This is a genomic window from Caproiciproducens sp. LBM24188, assembly GCF_054130445.1.
On sequence record NZ_CP196862.1, the window covers coordinates 1,378,663 to 1,396,759 of the forward strand.

General features: G+C 50.3%; 13 protein-coding genes. 5 read left to right on the forward strand and 8 right to left on the reverse strand.

Annotation, left to right across the window (positions count from 1 at the left end):
• Positions 1 to 135 precede the first annotated feature (135 nt).
• The 3 genes from ACSVDI_RS06540 (at position 136) to ACSVDI_RS06550 (ending at position 2,848) form a co-directional block, all read left to right on the forward strand.
• Complete coding sequence (locus ACSVDI_RS06540; RefSeq protein WP_457945486.1) at positions 136 to 663, forward strand: TIGR04002 family protein; 528 nt, start codon at positions 136 to 138, stop codon at positions 661 to 663.
• A 39-nt stretch (positions 664 to 702) separates the two neighbouring features.
• Complete coding sequence (locus ACSVDI_RS06545) at positions 703 to 1,275, forward strand: ECF transporter S component (RefSeq protein WP_457945487.1); 573 nt, start codon at positions 703 to 705, stop codon at positions 1,273 to 1,275.
• Positions 1,276 to 1,540: 265 nt separating this feature from the next.
• Complete coding sequence (locus tag ACSVDI_RS06550) at positions 1,541 to 2,848, forward strand: oligosaccharide flippase family protein (RefSeq protein WP_457945488.1); 1,308 nt, start codon at positions 1,541 to 1,543, stop codon at positions 2,846 to 2,848.
• A 155-nt stretch (positions 2,849 to 3,003) separates the two neighbouring features.
• Here ACSVDI_RS06550 and ACSVDI_RS06555 read toward each other — a convergent pair whose 3' ends face one another.
• Positions 3,004 to 5,382 carry an HAD-IC family P-type ATPase gene (locus tag ACSVDI_RS06555; RefSeq protein WP_457945489.1) on the reverse strand — a complete coding sequence of 793 codons (2,379 nt, stop codon included), beginning with the start codon at positions 5,380 to 5,382 and terminating at the stop codon, positions 3,004 to 3,006.
• Positions 5,383 to 5,674: 292 nt separating this feature from the next.
• Here ACSVDI_RS06555 and ACSVDI_RS06560 point away from each other — a divergent pair, with 292 nt between their 5' ends.
• Positions 5,675 to 6,889, forward strand: a complete 1,215-nt coding sequence (locus ACSVDI_RS06560) for an O-antigen ligase family protein (protein ID WP_457945609.1) — start codon at positions 5,675 to 5,677, stop codon at positions 6,887 to 6,889.
• Between the two features lie 172 nt (positions 6,890 to 7,061).
• Here ACSVDI_RS06560 and ACSVDI_RS06565 read toward each other — a convergent pair whose 3' ends face one another.
• The 4 genes from ACSVDI_RS06565 to safA all read right to left on the reverse strand — a co-directional run bounded on the left by ACSVDI_RS06565 (position 7,062) and on the right by safA (position 11,387).
• Positions 7,062 to 7,919 (reverse strand): TIGR03915 family putative DNA repair protein, encoded by an 858-nt coding sequence (locus ACSVDI_RS06565; protein ID WP_457945490.1) that lies wholly within the window; start codon positions 7,917 to 7,919, stop codon positions 7,062 to 7,064.
• Positions 7,898 to 9,217: a putative DNA modification/repair radical SAM protein gene (locus tag ACSVDI_RS06570; RefSeq protein WP_457945491.1), complete on the reverse strand. Its 1,320-nt coding sequence runs from the start codon at positions 9,215 to 9,217 to the stop codon at positions 7,898 to 7,900. Before ACSVDI_RS06570 ends, ACSVDI_RS06565 begins: the two co-directional genes overlap by 22 nt.
• Before the next feature lie 168 nt (positions 9,218 to 9,385).
• A complete protein-coding gene (locus ACSVDI_RS06575) occupies positions 9,386 to 10,600 on the reverse strand; it encodes an MFS transporter (protein WP_457945492.1) in 1,215 nt (404 codons plus the stop codon).
• 169 nt (positions 10,601 to 10,769) lie between these two features.
• Complete coding sequence (gene safA, locus ACSVDI_RS06580) at positions 10,770 to 11,387, reverse strand: SafA/ExsA family spore coat assembly protein (protein WP_457945610.1); 618 nt, start codon at positions 11,385 to 11,387, stop codon at positions 10,770 to 10,772.
• A 249-nt stretch (positions 11,388 to 11,636) separates the two neighbouring features.
• Between safA and ACSVDI_RS06585 the strand changes: the two genes are divergently transcribed.
• Complete coding sequence (locus tag ACSVDI_RS06585; RefSeq protein WP_457945493.1) at positions 11,637 to 13,235, forward strand: peptide chain release factor 3; 1,599 nt, start codon at positions 11,637 to 11,639, stop codon at positions 13,233 to 13,235.
• Positions 13,236 to 13,355: 120 nt separating this feature from the next.
• On the opposite strand, the gene clpB is transcribed toward ACSVDI_RS06585, so the two are convergent.
• The 3 genes from clpB to ACSVDI_RS06600 form a co-directional block, all read right to left on the reverse strand.
• Complete coding sequence (gene clpB / locus ACSVDI_RS06590; RefSeq protein ID WP_457945494.1) at positions 13,356 to 15,959, reverse strand: ATP-dependent chaperone ClpB; 2,604 nt, start codon at positions 15,957 to 15,959, stop codon at positions 13,356 to 13,358.
• Between the two features lie 63 nt (positions 15,960 to 16,022).
• Positions 16,023 to 16,685, reverse strand: coding sequence for a hypothetical protein (locus ACSVDI_RS06595; protein WP_457945495.1), 663 nt, complete (start codon positions 16,683 to 16,685; stop codon positions 16,023 to 16,025).
• A gap of 367 nt (positions 16,686 to 17,052) precedes the next feature.
• Positions 17,053 to 18,039 carry a D-2-hydroxyacid dehydrogenase gene (locus ACSVDI_RS06600; RefSeq protein ID WP_457945496.1) on the reverse strand — a complete coding sequence of 329 codons (987 nt, stop codon included), beginning with the start codon at positions 18,037 to 18,039 and terminating at the stop codon, positions 17,053 to 17,055.
• Positions 18,040 to 18,097 lie beyond the last annotated feature (58 nt).

An 18,097-nucleotide genomic window follows, 5' to 3' on the forward strand; every position in this document is an offset into this window, starting at 1 on the left:
GATACTATTATATCACAGTTCGAAAGTCATACAACCATGCGGAGTTTGAAAAATGCACTTTTTCAATTCAGGAGGAAATCCGGCTTCGTTCAATGGCCGGAACCTCCGCATGGCGGAGAAAGGATCGTGTTCTTTATGAAAACCAGCGAAAGGAAATCCACAAAGACGGCGGTTCTAACGGCCTTGTTTGCCGCACTGATTTTTGTCGTGACCGCTTACGCGCTTCATATTCCCACCCCGGCAACCGGCGGGTACATTCATTTGGGCGATGCGTTCCTGTATCTTGCCGCAAGTATATTGCCCGCGCCGTTTGCTGTGGCGGCGGGCGGAATTGGGGAGGCGCTTTCCGATTTGCTGACCGGCAGTGTGGCATATGCCCTTCCAACCCTGGTGATTAAGTCGGCGATGGTGCTGTGTTTTGCTTCGACGGGAAACAAGATTGTGTCGAAACGCAACGCGGCAGCGTCCGCGGTGGCAGGGATTATTTGTGTTGCCGGTTATTATTTGACCCAAGTGATTTTTTATCACAGCTTCGTTTCCCCGCTGGTGGAAATTCCTGCGAATTTGGTTCAGGCGGGTGCCAGCGCCGCTGTTTATCTTCTGGTCGGCAACGCGTTGGACCGGCTCCGCATCAAAAAGCAGGTAGGGGCGCTTTTTCAATAAGTCTTTAAGATCGATTTGCATTGGAGGCAGAAGTATAACATGAAATTAAATTCAAACAAGCGGAATACGACGGTAAACCTTACCTTGACCGGGTTAATGGGTGCTCTGGTCTTTCTGGCCACGATGTTTTTTAAGGTACAAATCGTAGCCGGCACGGACAAAACTATGATCGGCTTCGAAAACGTATTCTGCATTCTATCGGGATTGCTGCTCGGCCCCGTGTATGGCGGGTTGGCGTCGGGCATCGGCTCCTTCCTGTTCGATTTGGTTAGTGGGTGGGCATCCAGTGCGCCGGTTACGCTAATCACAAAATTTTTAATGGCGTTTATCTGTGGTGTGGTCGCCTACGGCGGGGATCATAAAGCCAAAAAGCTTGTCCGCATCATTGCCGCGGCGGTAGTGGGCTCGCTGAGCTACTGCGTGCTTTACCTGGGCTATTCTTATGCAAAGCTGATTTTTCTTGGCTCCACTGGGGAGGCCGCGAATGTGGTAATCCTGACAAAGCTGACCGCTACCCTGACGAACGCGGTAATTGCGGACACGATTGGGGTTCCTCTGTATTTTGCCGTGCGCGCGGCGTTGGAGCGCAGTCACTTGGAAAAGGGAATATGAATATTCAGCTGATTTACTGAAATTTTTATCCGGCGGCGGGGCTTAGGCCTGTGCCGCCGGATTTTTGCATTGATAATTTTCTTGTTATCCTCAAACGCAGGTGCTATAATAATGCTGCTTTGCTCGGAAACCCGTAAAACAGGACTGCAGTTTTACAGGCGGCTGATTTACTTAGCCAAACACGCGGGGAGAATCCAGAAATGTTTCCATGGCGAAGCCGTACAAGCCGCAGCGCTTTGCAATTAACCTTATAGGAGCATACCGAATGAAAAAAAACAGAAGTTCAATCGTCCGTGATTCCTTGAATACGTTTGGAACCAATGCGATCGGCGCCGTCATTACCATAATTTCATCGTTTCTTGTTTTAAACCGTGTTCAGCCGTCCATTAAAGGTTTGTATAATACCGTTCAGCTTTGGGGTGGGGGATTCAGCAGCATTTTGGGTGTGACCCTGAATTCCGCCGTGACTTATTTTGTCGCGCGCTATACGATTAAGAATACCGGATACACAATTAAAAAACTGACCTTGGGCATTTCGGCCGCGATTGCCGTTATCGGTACTTTGGTGGTCATCCTGTTCCGCAGCAGTGCTTCGTTTTATGAAACTCCCGCGCCGTATTTGGCTGCCATCGTAATTTATGCAGTCAGCTCCTTTGTGCTGAACATTTCCACCTGTGTTCTGCGTGGAGAAAACAAATTCAAATCTTATAACATGCTTTTGCTGCTGCAGAAAGTTCTGGTGACGCTTCTGGCTGTGGCGGTGTTCCTGCGCCCCTCCGCGGCGGTCTGGGTCTGGGGCACGGTCGCGATTTCCATCTTTTTAATTCTGCTGTCCCTGTATTTCGTGAAACGCTGGAACAGTCCGCAGCCGCAGCCTGCCCCCGCGGACGATATTCCCGTGCATACCGGAAGCATGGTGAAATACAGCCTGAAGTCCCATGTCAGCACCGTATTGAACTATTTAAATATGCAGGTAGGAAATTATATCGTTCAGGGCCGGTTTGGCACCGCGATTTTCGGTGTTTACAATACTGCTTATACCTTAATGCAGCAGGTATGGATTCTTCCGGATGCCGTCAGTGTGGTAATCATGACCCGCATCGCTTCGATGCAGGAGCAGCAGGATAAGCAAAAGCTTACGATTATTTCCTGCAAAATCGTTACCTATATCACCACGGTGTCCGCCGTTCTGCTGGTGTGGGTTTCTAATTTGCTGGTTCCGGTCATTTTCCCCAAATATGTCGGAGCGCTTGGTCCGCTGAAGTACCTGATTGTCGGCGCAATTCTGATTTCCTACGCCAAGGTGCTGAACAATTCGATTGCCGCCTACGGCAGGCCCGAACTGAACATCATTCCCACGGCGCTTGGTATTGCCTCGAATCTGGTGTTTTCCTTTCTGTTCATACCGCTCTATGACGTCAATGGTGTGGCAATGGCAACCTCGGCTTCCCTCTCCCTTCAGGGGCTTGTTTCCATTGTGATTTTCTGCACCTTTACCAAAACACCGTTTTATCGGTTGTTTATTCCCACAAAGAGCGAAATTGCCATGGTGAAAAACATCTTTAAAAAATAAACATAAAGAAAAGAAAAGACGACGCAAACGGGATTTTTATGGATTCCCATTTTGCGCCGCCTTTTTCGTATATTTTGCTTTCGCGCCCATCGGTTTGAGAGCTGTTCAGTTTTTCTGCTTACCAAAATACCCTCCCGGGAAAGGGAGGGCGTTAATTACCGTACTGTACGCATCAGGCGGATCCATTGCCGCTGTGCGCGCCGGCGCAATTTTCGCGTGGCAAGCCGGTCAATCGTCTGCAGGACGACGACCATCAGGCACAGAGCCAGAATCATCATCGGAATAAGGACGATAAACATGGGCAGGGTAATGGGAATCACCGAGAAGAACGATTGGAACGTGGAAAGCGCCACGGCGAAAATCAGCACCATCATGGCAAACAGAACCGTCCGCTTCGCATCAAACGGCATACAAATGCGAAACAGGATCAATAGCCCGGTGTAACCGGTAATAATCACTGCGAGCGTGGAAACCTGGCTTTGGTTAAACCCGAAGAACGAGGCAATGGAGACCAGCACAACAATATTGGTGATCATAGCCAGCGCCCCCGGAATGGATTTTTTCAGCACGTTGACGCTGAATTTTCCCTGAATTCTTTCCTTGTTCGGTTCCAGTGCCAGAATAAAGGACGGAAATCCGATGGTAAGGGCGTTAATTAGGGTAAATTGAATGGGCTGGAATGGATACGTTGCGTTAATGAAAATAAACAGAACGCCGATGATAATGGAAAACAGCGCTTTTACAATATAGAGGGCGGCCGAACGCTGTAAGTTGTTGATGGAGCGCCGCCCTTCAGCCACAATACGGGGCATGCTGGAAAAGTCAGAATCCAGCAGAACAACCTGCGATACCGTTCTGGATGCATCGCTTCCGGAGGCCATGGCGATGCTGCAATCGCTTTCTTTGAGCGCCAGCACGTCATTTACGCCATCTCCCGTCATAGCTACGATGTGATTCTGTTCTTTCAGCGCCTTAATCATGTCGTGCTTTTGCTGCGGAGTAACGCGGCCAAAGACACTGTATTTCCGCACCGCCTCCATAATATCTTCATAACTTTTCAGCGTGGAGGCATCTACGTAATTGTCCGCGTTCCAAAGGCCTGCGCGCCGCGCAATATTGGAAACCGTAACCGGATTGTCCCCGGAAATAATTTTGATGTCGACGCCCTGGTCGGAGAAATACTCCAAAGTGGCCCGGGCGCTTTTCCGTATCCGGTCGCTCAGCAGGATGAGCGCAAGCGGTGTAATTTCTTGGGGCAGTTCCCGGTCGCTCAGCTTTTGTCTGGAATGCGCTAGAAGGAGCACCCGGTGCCCGCGCTTTGCGTACCCGTCCGCCTGCGGCCGAATGGATTCAAATGCGTCTTTCAGAATAAATTCCCCGGCTCCCATCAGAAAGCTGCCAGCCTCTTCAAAGGATGCGCCGCTCCATTTTCGGGCGGAAGAAAACGGAACCGTTCCAGAACAGGTCCACTGCGGGGTTTCCAGCCCAAGCTGCCGCAGCGCGCTGCTGGTCGGATTTTCATCGTTCAGTGTATCCACCAGCGCGGCGACCGCATCTTCCACCTGCTTGCGTGATACAGAGGCAAGGGGGACAATAGTGTCCACCTGCATTACGCCCTCTGTGATGGTTCCGGTTTTGTCCAGGCAGAGCGTGTCCACGCGGGCCAGAGTTTCAATGGAGTAAAGATCCTGTACCAGCGCCTTGTGCCGGGCTAGGCGAACCACACTGACTGCCAGAACGACGCTGGTTAAAAGCACCAGACCTTCGGGAATCATGCCGATCAGCGCCGCCACCGTGCTGATGACGGACTGGGAGAACGAGGCGTGAATGATAAAATACTGTTTGGCGAACAGCATCAGCCCAACCGGGATAATGCCAAGGCCGATCCATTTTATAATGCGGTTCAGCCATTGCATAATTTCGCTGTTCGGTTTTTTCAGGTATTTGGCTTCCTTCGTGATTTTTGTCGCGTAATTGTCCGCACCGATATGCTCGACTCTCGCGTGGCAGTTGCCGCTGGAGAGAAAACTGCCGCTCAGCAGGTGGTCGCCCTTCTTTTTCACCACAGGGTCCGACTCTCCCGTAATCAGGGATTCGTTGACTTCGCATTCGCCGTCTACCACGACGCAGTCGGCGCACACCTGGTTCCCAGCGGCCAGAAGAAGAATATCATCTATGACCAGTTCGCTGATGTTCAGTTCCTGCTTCTCTCCGCCCCGCACCACATGTACTTTCGGCGTGGCGATTAAAGAAAGCCGGTCTATCGTTTTTTTTGCTCGGATTTCCTGGAACGTTCCAATCAGGATATTGGAAACAATGACTCCCATGAAAAGAAGGTTTTTATAGGAGCCGACTAACAGGATCAGCCCTGCCAATACGGCGTTTAAAATGTTAAACGGCGTAAATAGGTTGTCACGGATAATTCTCCCGATTGTTTTCGTTTTAATGTCTTCATCGCTATTGACCAGACCCTTTTGTTTTCGTTCCTCTACCTCGTCTGGCGATAACCCCTGCATAGTACTTGTATCGTCCATTGATTGCTCTCCAATTTTTCAATTCGTGAATTATTAACCTTAATTTAACCCATAATATTATAGCCAAGGGGTAGTTTGAATAAAACAGGTTGCGGCAAATTCTTTAAATATTCGTAATAATTTTCGTCAATTTCACCAATTTAATCCTTTCGCCTCTATCACTTTCGTTTGAATATTCATCTTGTTAACCAATTATGTTGTGGTATAATTTAAGACTGTGGTTGGAAGCATATTAGAATACATAGTATAGGATTTATGTAAAGAAAGGGGATGGACCCTTATCACTACTGTGATGAATTTTGTTGCTGAAAAGGCGAAGCCTTTTGCAGAAACAAAAGAAGAAGCGATCCTTTTCCTGTTAACCATTTCGCTTTTTATGCCGTTCTATTTCAGCGTGGCTTCGGTCTGCCTTGTGGCGGTTATGACAATGATGAATTACCAGATGAGGGTGAAGGCTTTTTCCGCTCCGTACACCGGATATTTGCTGGGCATTTTAATTGTTCCGTTTTTTGTTGCCGCAGTTTACAGCAACTACTGGGGTATGCTTTATGAAATGGTTCTGATAGCAGTTGTAATCACCGGCTTTTATGTGAAAAGCGTTATGACGCCCGAACTGTTTCACAAAGTGTTGGATTTGGCTTGTACCGCCAGCATTTGGTGTGCCGGAATTGCCATTTACCAAAAAGTTTCCGCGTATGCGGCCGCGCCCGCCTACCGGCCCGTTTCGGTGTTCCACAACGCCAATACTTATGGCATGATGATTGAATTCATTGTGATTATTGCGCTTTACCGCGCATTCACCAACAAGCGGAAAATGGGCTTTTATTTTGGCGTGATTGCGCTGAACCTGGTGGGGCTTTATCTTGCCGCCAGTGTGTCCGCCCTGCTTGCGACCGGCTGTGCGGTTCTGACCTTTTTGTTCCTGAAAAAACAGTATAAAATAATGGCGGGCTTTTTGGCGGTTACGGTTTTGCTGTCCATCGCCTGTCTGTTGGTTCCATCCTTGTTTCCACGTGGAATTATTGCGCTTGACACGACCTGCACGCAGCGCCTTTCCATCTGGAGTACGGCGCTGAAAGGAATTATGCGTCATCCGTTTATGGGAACCGGCGCAATGTCCTATCAAATGATTTACGAGCAATATGGTGGCTACCAAACGTACCACTGTCATAATCTTCTGCTGGACACCTTGCTGAATTACGGCTTTGTCGGTCTTGGTGCCTTCGGTATTTATGTGATTGCACAGCTGAAACTGCTGTCGCTCCGTTTCCATAACCACACCTGCACAGATATGAATATTCTGGTGATCGCGATGCTGGCCGCGGTTGCGGTTCATGGCATGACAGACGTAACAATTTACTGGATTCAGACGGGGATGCTGTTTATGCTTCTGTTTGCGTCCACTGGGATCGGAGCCGAATCCTTCGAAAACGAGATTCGTATTCCTGCAATTTTACCGGAGTATTCCGACCAACTTGCAACCCTGTCCGCATATCTGAAGAATTGATGCAAGCAACACGGCTTCTTTTGCCGATGTTCATCCTATCATCATCCTTATTTTACAATAAAATCCCCCTGCCAAAACATTTGGGAGGGGGATTTTATTGTGGTTTGAAAACTCTCAGTTGTGCCGTGGGTAACGGTTTACGGGGTAGATATTCTGTTCATAATTTTGTATTCTAACCCTGCCCGTCCGGTAGAAGAGGCGTGTCGGGCCGCGCGGGCGGGGAGGAGAGCAATACGGGATTTGGTTCGTATTTTGGCTCCATACCAGGCCGCTTGCGGTGCGGCGGGGCAAATTCCGTCATATATTTCCAGTAGCGCTTCGGCATGTGACTCATGCGACATTTCGGGTTGTGCCGCCCTTCCACCTCAATGGTATTGTAGAACAGCCTCCACAAATCCTGAAAATAGTACTCCTCCTCGTCCGGTTCCGGCAGTTCCAGCGACTCAATCGCCACAATTTCGGCGTGATACGGCTGGTAAATCAGTGCCATACCGTGCGATTTGTCATAAATTAGGAATTTTTCTTCTGGGTAGCGGTTTCGAAAGTGTTCCACTAATAACGGCAGTACAAAATTATTCGGCTCAATTTCCGCAACCATCGCGCCCTGAAAGATGGAAAACCGGATAAACTGCCGGAACTGGTTGCTTTCGTTATTCAGATATTTTACCGCTTTTGTCAGCGTGTGCACCGTGTCATTTGTCAGCAGGTTCAGCACGGAATTGCCCACTCGGTATCCCAGACGTAAAAACAGCAGGATTTCCTTTTCTTTGTGCGGCAGGCAGGTCAGAAATGCGTGGCGGATAAAATCCAGCGTTTCCTTTCCCATTTTTTTCGGAATTGAAACAAGAACCCTGCGGGCTTTTTCCTCATCGGTAACAATGTCCCTTATGGGGAGCAATGTGGTTTGGGGTGTGTCGGCAACGATAATGTCCAGCGGAACTTCCTTTTTTTCATAGCTTTCAAATACACAGCAGAGCAGTCCTTCAAAGCTGCCGTCGTACTGATAAATCAGATTTGACCCGTCAGGCATTTTTGAAGATCCTCCTTTGTTGGGTTGGGGTTCGTAAAGAACGAAAGCTGTTCCGGCACTGTATCAGGAAGATTTTGGCGCAGCGTTCCGAGCGCGGTTTCCGACATCAGCGAGCGCAGGGCAGCGTCCTGTGTAATTTTCAGCCCGTCCGCGATTTTTCCGCAGCAGGTGATGAAATACTGTGCGCGTTTCAGCACCACGCCAAGTTTTTTCAAGCCATCAAAATGGAGCGGTCCAGTCCTGCGGGCGACAATAATGCGCTGTGCGCTCCGTACGCCAATGCCGGGGACACGCAGCAGCTCTTCATAGGAAGCGCGGTTGACTTCGATTGGGAAGAATTCCATATGATTCAGCGCCCAGTTGCACTTGGGGTCAATATAGGGGTTAAAACTCTGGTGGTCGCTGTCCAGAATTTCATTGGCGCGGAATCCATAAAAACGGAGCAGCCAGTCCGCCTGGTACAGCCGGTGCTCCCGGAGAAGCGGCGGCTTGCTTTCCTTGGAGGGAAGCAGGGCATTTTCCACAACCGGAATATAAGCGGAAAAAAACACGCGCTTTAGGCGGTATTTTTTGTAAAGCCCTTCAGCAAGGTTTAGAATCTGGAAATCCGTTTCCGGGGTTGCGCCCACAATCATCTGGGTGCTCTGCCCTGCGGGCACGAATTTCGGTGCATGACGGTATTTCACCAGGTCGGTGCGGTTTTCCTGCATCCGGTCTTGAATGAACCCCATGGGCGCGAGAATCGAATGTTTGGATTTGTCGGGAGCTAGCGTTTGCAGGCTCTTTTGGGATGGCAGCTCAATGTTTACGCTCATGCGGTCGACCAAAAGCCCCAGCCGCTCAATCAGCGCGCTGTCGGCTCCGGGAATGGCCTTAGCGTGAATATATCCGGAAAAGTGATATTCTTCCCTTAAAATCCGTATGGCTTCAATCATTTGTTCACAGGTATAATCCGGATTTTTCAGCACGCCCGAACTGAGAAAAAGGCCCTCAATGTAATTACGGCGGTAAAAATTAATGGTCAGTTCCGCAAGCTCGCGCGGGGTAAAGGCGGCGCGCGGTGTATCATTGGAACGTCGGTTCACACAATATTTGCAGTCATAAACGCAGGAGTTGGTCATCAGGACCTTTAATAGCGAAATACAGCGGCCGTCGGCGGCGAAGCTGTGGCAGATTCCACACGATACCGCGCTGCCGATTCCGCCGGAGGACGCCTTGCGGTCTGTTCCGCTGGAAGTGCACGCCACATCGTATTTTGCCGCGTCCGTCAGAATTTTCAGTTTATCAAAAACATCCATAGGAGAAACTCCTTCACGAAAGTTCAATGCAGTTGTCTAAGAGTTGTTTTTCTTTTTTCGACGCCTTTTTATTCGATAAAAGTATATCATAGAACATTTGTTCTTGTAAAGAGGAAAATTGAAAAAATTAAAAAGGCGCGGAATCTCCGCGCCTTTTAGGATATGGAATCAGGAAGCTTTCGATGCAGCTTCATCCTTCTTTTTGAAAGAAAGATTAATCTTTTCAGTACAGAAAATCATGACCGCCGCGTATGTGATGAGAAATACCGGAAGCAGGGCAGAGCTGCTGTGCGAAGCGACCCAACCGAAGATGGGCGGCAAAATGGTGGAACCGAAATAAGCCCCGGCCATCTGCATTCCCATAATCCGCTGGGCAATGGTTTTGCCGAACCGTGCCGGCGTTTCGTGCAGCATACAGGGGAAAATGGGGGCACAGCCAAGGCCGATTAGCAGAAAACCAAACAGGCAGGCGGTGCGGGGAAGCGGCAGCAGCAACAGAAAAATGCCCAACAGCAAAATGCCCTGACCGGTACGGATCAGTTTTGGATTACTGAATTTCAATGTTACAAAACCGTTCAGGAAGCGCCCCACCGTGATTCCGCCATAAAAGGAAGAAACCCATGCGGCGGCTGTCGCCGCGTCTATCGCTTTGCCTTTTACCAGGAAACTGCTTCCCCACAGCCCCATAGTGGTTTCTACCCCGCAATAGAACGTGAAGCTCAATATGGCAAGCAGAACGCCGCGCTTTTGAAGCAGCGCGAAAACGGAAGTGCTTTCCGGCTCGTCCGAGTCGGCGGATGCGTTTTCCTCCGGCGTTTCTACGGCTTTCTGCTGGTTCATTTTTTTCCAAAGCGGCAGCGTGGCAAACAAAAGTGCGGCAAGCACAAGCTGAATGATGGAAACGGTTAGGTATCCGTTCCTCCAGGAAGCGTGGTTGTCGATAAAGCGCGACATAATGACCGGTCCGGTCATTGCACCCACGCCCCAAAAGCAGTGCAGCCAGCTCATCTGCATCGAGTGGTAGTGCTCTGCCATATATTCGTTTAGCCCGCAGTCCACCGCGCCTGCGCCCAATCCCAAAGGAACGGCGAACAGCAGCAGCCAGTACACAGATGGCGACAACGAAATTCCCAGCAGGCCCAGCGCGGTCATCAATACGCTGACGGAAGTCACCTTGCCGGTTCCAAAACGACGGATGACCCTGCTGCTGAATAAGCTCGAAATGATGGTACACGATGAAATCATTATGGAGATGAATCCGGCAAACCCCAGGGGAGCACCGAACTCCGGATACATCAGCGGCCACGCGACACCCAGCAAAGAGTCTGGCAGCCCAAGGCTGATAAACGCAGCATAAATCATCAAAAGAAAAAATGTTGCCATAATACATCCCGCTTTCCCGAATCATACGAAAAAATAGAGAAATCAACCGCAGCCGATTGTCCTATTATATCATATGGAAGGACCAAAAGAAAAGCCGGTATACTTCAAAACCCAAGGGTTGCTGAAATATACCGGTTTTTATTATGATTCCATTTTGATTTCTGGTCGATTAATACGGGTGTATAAACTGCTGGGTCCAGTACAGTGTGCCGTTTGATTTCTTTGCCGCACCGACGCCAATCTGCGTATAGGCGGTCGAAAGAATATTGGCCCGGTGTCCGGGGGAATTCATCCACGCATTTACCACTTCCTGAGGGGTGCGCTGTCCATAAGCAATGTTTTCACCGCCGGCAGAGAATTTTAATCCGAAACTCTGCATCATGGTAAAAGGAGAACCATAAGTCGGGGAATTATGGGAGAAATAATTTTTGTTAATCATATCCTGTGACTTGTACCGCGCAACGCGGGAAAGCTGCCAGTTTGTGGTCAGTGCAGGCAGTCCGCGCTTTGTGCGCTCCAGGTTGGTCAGCCGGATGACTTCCGTTTCATAAGCGGCGAGCGGGCTTGCTTCCGGAATATTGATTTTTTGTCCGACTTTAATCATGCTTGGGTTGGAAATCTGAGGGTTTGCTTTAATCAGTTCGGAAACGCCGATTTGATATTTTACGGCAATTTTCCACATGGAGTCGCCGGATACTACCGTATAGGTGGTGCTTTTCGCGTAGGCCGACGTTTGAATGGTAAACAGTAGAACAACAGCCGTTAAAGCGGCTGTTAATTTTTTCAGCTTCAATTTAATCGCCTCCGCATACATTTTTGCCTTGATTGAATTGGAATATGCGAAGCCGATCGAAAAGTTTAGAAAGCAATATTTTCAAGTGTATTTTTTGAAAATCGCAAAGTTATAAAAAATATTTGATTATTTCAGGCAAAAGTTTTAAAATATTCAAGTGTGTGTATTTCATCAGGGCTAGTCTGCAAATCAGCCGCCGATGAGCGGTAATTTTTGCGCACAGCCCACGCTGGAGGAAGTAATTTGGCAGATTATTTAAATGAAATTAAAAAGCGAAGAACTTTTGCGATTATCTCCCACCCGGATGCGGGAAAAACGACATTAACCGAAAAGCTCTTGCTGTACGGCGGTGCCATTCAGCTTGCCGGTACGGTAAAGGGGAAGAAAAACGCGAAGCATGTTGTTTCGGACTGGATGGAAATTGAAAAGCAGAGAGGAATCTCCGTTACTTCTTCTGTTATGCAGTTCCATTATCACGACTACTGCATCAATATTCTGGATACGCCCGGCCATGAGGACTTTTCAGAGGACACCTACCGCACGCTGATGGCGGCGGACTCCGCGGTTATGGTGATCGACGCTTCCAAGGGTGTGGAAAAGCAGACGCGGAAGCTGTTTAAAGTCTGCACGCTGCGGAATATCCCGATTTTTACGTTTATTAATAAAATGGACCGCGATGCCCGCAGCCCGTTCGACCTGATGGAGGAAATTGAGCACGAGCTAGGAATTAAAACCTACCCCATCAACTGGCCGATCGGCTCGGGAAAAGAGTTCAAGGGCGTGTATGACCGCAGCCGTAAGGCGATTCTGGCCTTTAAGGGGGAAAGCGGCGCACGGGAAGTGGAGATGACGCAGGTTGACCTGACGGACAACGGGTTGGACAACCTCATCGGTGAGGACTTCCACCGTACGCTGGTGGACGATATTGAGCTATTAGACGGCGCAGGCGACGAGTTCGACCTGGAGCAAGTTCGTGCAGGAAAGCTCTCCCCGGTGTTTTTCGGTTCGGCGCTGACCAATTTTGGCGTAGAACCATTTCTGGAGGAATTTCTGAATATGACCACGTCCCCCCTGCCGCGTAAGGCGGACGTCGGGGTTATTGACCCGTTTGACCCGAATTTTTCTGCGTTTGTATTTAAGATTCAGGCAAACATGAACAAGGCGCACCGCGACCGCATTGCCTTTATGCGTATCTGCTCCGGCAAGTTTGAAAAGGGAATGGAAGTCCTGCATGTGCAGGGCGACCGCAAAATGAAGCTTTCTCAGCCGCAGCAGTTGATGGCGCAGGAGCGTGAAATCATTGAGGAAGCCTATGCGGGCGACATCATCGGTGTGTTTGACCCCGGTGTATTTTCGATTGGCGACACCATCTGCGCGCCGGGCCATAAATTCCAGTACAGCGGTATTCCGACCTTTGCACCGGAGCATTTTTCCCGCGTGCGCCAGATGGATACCATGAAACGCAAGCAGTTTGTAAAGGGAATTTCCCAGATTGCGCAGGAGGGTGCCATCCAGATTTTTCAGGATTTGGGCGGCGGTATGGAGGAAGTCATCGTTGGCGTGGTCGGTTCTCTGCAGCTTGACGTGCTGGAACACCGCTTGAAAAACGAGTATAACGTCGATATCCGTCTGGAAGGCCTACCGTACCAGTATATCCGCTGGATTGAAAACGAGGGGCTTGACCCGAAAACGCTCAACCTGACTTCCGACACCAAGCGGATTCAGGACTTGAAGGGCAATTTCCTTTTGATTTTCGCCAACGAATGGAGCATCCGCTGGGCGGAGGAGCACAACAAAGGATTGGTTCTTTCTGAATTTGGCGGAACCAGGGAAGAATATTAATTCCAAAAATAAAAGTGTTTTTGCAAAGCACCCCACCCCGCATAGAAGTCGGAATCGGCTTCTATGCGGGGTGCAAAAGCGCGGCCCCGGAGAATTTTCCTCCGGGGCCGCGCGTATATTTTATTCTTCTGCTACCGTCAGCTTTTCGCCATCGTAATCGACGGTGAGAATCGTGCGTGGTTTCAGATCTGCGGTGATGATTCGTTTTGCAATCAGCGTTTCTACTTTGCTCTGGATAAAGCGGCGCAACGGCCGTGCTCCGTACACCGGGTCGAATCCCTGGTCCACGATATACTGCTTTGCCGCGGGGGTCAGCTTTACGGAAAGCTGCTTTTCTTCCAGACGGCGTTCCAAGTCCGCCATCATCAGGTCAACAATCCGGTCGATTTCGTTCCGGGTCAGCGGTTTATAGAATACGATTTCATCCAAGCGATTCAGAAATTCAGGGCGGAACTGCTGCTTCAGCATGGCGTGCACCTGATTTTTCGCTTCGTCGCTGATTTTGCCGTCCGCGTCGATTCCCTCCAGAATCGCGCCAGAACCGAGGTTGGAGGTAAGAATGATGATGGTGTTTTTGAAATCCACCGTGCGTCCCTGTGAATCCGTGATGCGTCCGTCATCCAGTACCTGCAATAGGATGTTAAATACGTCGGGATGCGCCTTTTCCACCTCATCAAACAGAACAACGGAGTAGGGGCGGCGGCGCACCGCTTCCGTCAATTGGCCGCCCTCTTCGTAGCCGACATAGCCCGGAGGCGCTCCAATCAGGCGGGACACGGAGTATTTCTCCATGTATTCAGTCATGTCGATACGCACCATGTTGTGTTCGTCGTCAAACAGCGCCTGCGCCAGCGCTTTGGCCAGCTCGGTTTTGCCGACGCCTGTCGGCCCAAGGAACAGGAATGAACCGATGGGACGGTTTGGATCCTGAATTCCGGCGCGGGAACGAAGGATGGCTTCCGACACCTTTTCCACCGCTTCCTCCTGTCCAATGACGCGTTCGTGCAGAATATCCTCCAGCCGCAGCAGCTTTTCGCGTTCGCTTTCCATCAGTTTGGAAACGGGGATTCCCGTCCAGCGGCCGATAATCCGTGCAATTTCCTCTTCTGTTACGCGGTCGCGCAGCAGGGAACCGGACTGCTGAGTCTGCTCGGCAATCTGTTCTTCCGCTTCCAGTTCCTTCGTCAGCCCGGGCAGACGGCCGTATTTCAGTTCCGCTGCCTTGTTAAGGTCGTATTCGCGTTCCGCCTTTTCAATTTCCGCGTTGACCTTTTCCAGCTCTTCTCGCAGCTTTTGTACTTTGGAAATCGCCTGCTTTTCGTTTTCCCATTTGGCCTTCATTTCCTTGAACTGTTCGCGCAGGTCGGCCATTTCCTTTTGCATTTCTTTTAGCCGTTCCTGCGAAAGAGTATCCGTTTCCTTTTTCAGTGCCGCTTCTTCAATTTCCAGCTGCATAATTTTGCGGGAAATCTCGTCCAGCTCCGTCGGCATCGAGTCGATTTCCGTTCGCACCATGGCGCAGGCTTCGTCAATCAAGTCGATGGCCTTATCCGGCAGGAAACGGTCGGAAATATAGCGATTAGACAGCACAGCGGCGGAAATCAGCGCTTGATCCTGAATTTTTACGCCGTGGAAGACCTCATAGCGTTCTTTCAGGCCGCGCAGAATGGAGATGGTGTCCGCCACGCTGGGCTCTTCTACCAGCACCGGCTGAAAGCGCCGTTCCAGTGCCGCGTCTTTTTCAATGTACTGGTGGTATTCGTTGAGCGTGGTCGCACCAATGCAGTGCAGCTCGCCGCGCGCCAACAGCGGCTTAAGCAGGTTGCCCGCATCCATGGAGCCCTCGGTTTTGCCCGCGCCCACAATGGTGTGCAGCTCGTCGATAAACAGAATGATTCTGCCTTCGCTCTTTTTTACCTCGTTCAGCACTGCTTTCAGGCGTTCCTCAAATTCCCCGCGGAATTTCGCGCCTGCAATTAGTGCACCCATGTCCAAAGAGAAAATTTTGCGCTCTTTCAGGTTATTCGGCACGTCGCCGCGCACAATGCGCAGAGCAAGTCCTTCCGCAATGGCGGTTTTGCCCACGCCCGGTTCGCCGATAAGCACCGGGTTGTTTTTGGTTTTACGGGACAGAATGCGGATGACATTGCGGATTTCGTTATCCCTGCCGATGACCGGGTCAAGTTTGTGGTTTTTGGCAAGCTCCACCAAGTCCTGACCGTATTTGGACAGCGCGTCGTAGGTTTCTTCCGGGGAATCGCTGGTGACCCGCGTGTTTCCTCGCACGGTAGACAGAACGGACAAAAAGCGGTCTTTTTGAATTCCGAAGGACTGGAACACGCTGCGCAGTGCGGCGTTTGGGCGGTTCAGCAGCGCCAGCATGATGTGTTCGACCGAAACATATTCATCCTTCATGCGGTCGGCTTCTTTTTCTGCGTCTACCAGCACGGCGTCCACATCGGTGGAAACATAAATTTTTCCCGGCTCCCGGCCCGGGCCGGTGACCCCAGGAAGCTTTGCCACCTGATGCTGCAGGCTGCTCAGCACGGCCTGCGGGTCGATTCCCATTTTTTTGAACAGCTGAGGAATCAGGCCATTTTCCTGTGCGAGCAACGCCTGAGCCAGATGCTCTTCTTCAATCTGCATATTGTTGTGCTCAATGGCAATGTTTTGCGCTTCTTGAATGGCTTCCAGGGACTTTTGCGTAAATTTTTGGGCATTCATAAGCAATACCTCCTTGCTGATTAACGATTATTTCAATCTTGTGCCACAAAAGAGATGGGGATGTCAAATCACCCCGTTTGGAATTCGCTTGCGGTAACTCTGTTCCAGTTCCGCACATACCACTTCCACCTGGTCCAGATTGGCGAAGTACTTTTTCAGGCTGGCGTCAAAAAATTGAATGTAATCGGAAATAGCGTTTGCTACGCCTTCCTCTGTGCGGCGGGATTCTTCCGCCGGCAATAGGAACTCCCGAAAATAGCGGCCCGGTGTTACCCGGCAGAAAACCATTTGCGGGGGGAAATACCGGCCAACCAGCCGTTCTTCCAGTTCCGCCCAGAATTCAAAAAATTCGGTCAGAATTTCAAGAAGAGAGCGATTCTGTGTGCGTGCGGAAACCCGCAGTTCGCCGACCGTGGGTCCTAAGTCCGGGTAAAGTTCCAGCACATAGCGGATGGTTGGGTTGTATCGGTACCGCAGGGCGCTGCGTAGGGAAATCATCGCATCACTGGGCTGAAATTGAATTTGGAAGCTGTCCAGCTCGGAAAGCATCTCCTCCACACTGTCGAAAATGCTTTTCATCCGCATTTCCGGAGTGGTACAGGAAAGGTATTCTGCCAGGATTTGGTTAATCAGGTTGCTCCGGCTGGTACTGCGCTCATAAGCCAGCTTGTCAACGGCTGCAACTACGCCGTCCTCCAGAACAAGACTGTAAACACTTTTTCCCATTGTCTTCTTTCATTCCTTCGCTTAAAAACAGGAGGATCGTCCGTCCTAGGGCTTTAAGTCACGGTATGGATGAACGATTAAACTGTTTTATCGTTAATAATATTATATCGTGATTATATAACTTGTCAATATAATTATATAAATATTATTACGAGTTTACGTCTTTTGTAGTACAATAATGGCTGCTTGACCCGCTTTTTTGCGGGGGCATAGAAACAGTATCCCCATATGAAAGGACGATAATGAGCTTTTGATGGGATAAAACGAGATATGAGCATATGAGCAAAAGATAAACGTTCTTTGCCGCAATTTATAAAAAACAGGCGCCCGAATCGCGATCGGGCGCCTGTTCTGAACTCTTATGTCCTTAGCTGTTTGTTTTTTTGTATCCTGTCTGAAAATCAACGAGGTTTTTCAGCGGTTCGCCTGCCATATACCGGCGAAGATTTTCACAGCAGGTGTGGAACACGCGTTCATACGTTTCGTTCAGGTTGTATCCTCCGGAAATATGGGGCGTAATGATTGCGTTTTTCGCGTGCCACAGGGGATGCCCAGGAGGAAGCGGCTCCGGGTCGGTTACGTCGATCGCTGCACCAGCCAGATGCCCACTGTTCAGCGCGTCGCACAATGCGTTGGTGTCCACCGCCATGCCACGCCCCACGTTGAGGAAGAGTGCGCCCGGCTTCATGCGGCTGAATTTCTCTTTTCCGAACAGCTTGTGTGTTTCGGGAGTTTCCGGCAGGCTGAGCGCTACCACGTCCGCACGGGGGAGCACCTCGTCCAGTTGATCCATCATGTAAAGCTCATCCACATAATCCGGCTTATTCCGGTTGCTGCGGCGGATACCGATGACCTTTCCGCCCAGCGCGCGGTAGCGTTTTGCAAATTCGCCGCCGATGTCCCCAAGCCCTACGGCCAGCGCGGTGGAACCGTAAATTGAGTGGACGGGGCCTTGGTTTTGCCACACGTTTTCCGCCTGATTCCGGTAATAGTCCGGAAGATGCAGCAGCATGCTGAGCACCATGCCGATCATGTATTCCGAGATGGCGAGACCGAAGCAGCCCGTCGCGTTGGTTAGCACGCAGTCTTCCGGCAGCAGGCCGGGCGTCACGTAAAGGTTTGCTCCCGCGCTTTCCAGCTGAAGCCACTTGAGGTTCTTCATAGACGACAGCAACCGGCGGCGTGGGTTGCCGATTACGATCGATACATCGGCAAGATCTGCTTCATCTGGAATGTCGTCCTTGCTCAGAAAAAGAAAACGTGCTCCCGGGGCTGCGGATTTTAACTTTTCCCGGTGTTCTTCATCCATGGGGAATACTGCCAGAATGGTTATTTCTTTGTTGTTTTGGCTCATGTTATTTGTGTCCTTTCCTTACTTTAACTCCCTGCACAGCCAGGCAGTTCAGCACGGC

Coding starts and splice junctions, on each gene's coding strand:
- ACSVDI_RS06540 (WP_457945486.1), top strand. CDS start 136: ATGAAAACCAGCGAAAGGAAATCCACAAAGACGGCGGTTCTAACGGCC.
- ACSVDI_RS06545 (WP_457945487.1), top strand. CDS start 703: ATGAAATTAAATTCAAACAAGCGGAATACGACGGTAAACCTTACCTTG.
- ACSVDI_RS06550 (WP_457945488.1), top strand. CDS start 1,541: ATGAAAAAAAACAGAAGTTCAATCGTCCGTGATTCCTTGAATACGTTT.
- ACSVDI_RS06555 (WP_457945489.1), bottom strand. CDS start 5,382: ATGGACGATACAAGTACTATGCAGGGGTTATCGCCAGACGAGGTAGAG.
- ACSVDI_RS06560 (WP_457945609.1), top strand. CDS start 5,675: ATGAATTTTGTTGCTGAAAAGGCGAAGCCTTTTGCAGAAACAAAAGAA.
- ACSVDI_RS06565 (WP_457945490.1), bottom strand. CDS start 7,919: ATGCCTGACGGGTCAAATCTGATTTATCAGTACGACGGCAGCTTTGAA.
- ACSVDI_RS06570 (WP_457945491.1), bottom strand. CDS start 9,217: ATGGATGTTTTTGATAAACTGAAAATTCTGACGGACGCGGCAAAATAC.
- ACSVDI_RS06575 (WP_457945492.1), bottom strand. CDS start 10,600: ATGGCAACATTTTTTCTTTTGATGATTTATGCTGCGTTTATCAGCCTT.
- clpB (WP_457945494.1), bottom strand. CDS start 15,959: ATGAATGCCCAAAAATTTACGCAAAAGTCCCTGGAAGCCATTCAAGAA.
- ACSVDI_RS06595 (WP_457945495.1), bottom strand. CDS start 16,685: ATGGGAAAAAGTGTTTACAGTCTTGTTCTGGAGGACGGCGTAGTTGCA.
- ACSVDI_RS06600 (WP_457945496.1), bottom strand. CDS start 18,039: ATGAGCCAAAACAACAAAGAAATAACCATTCTGGCAGTATTCCCCATG.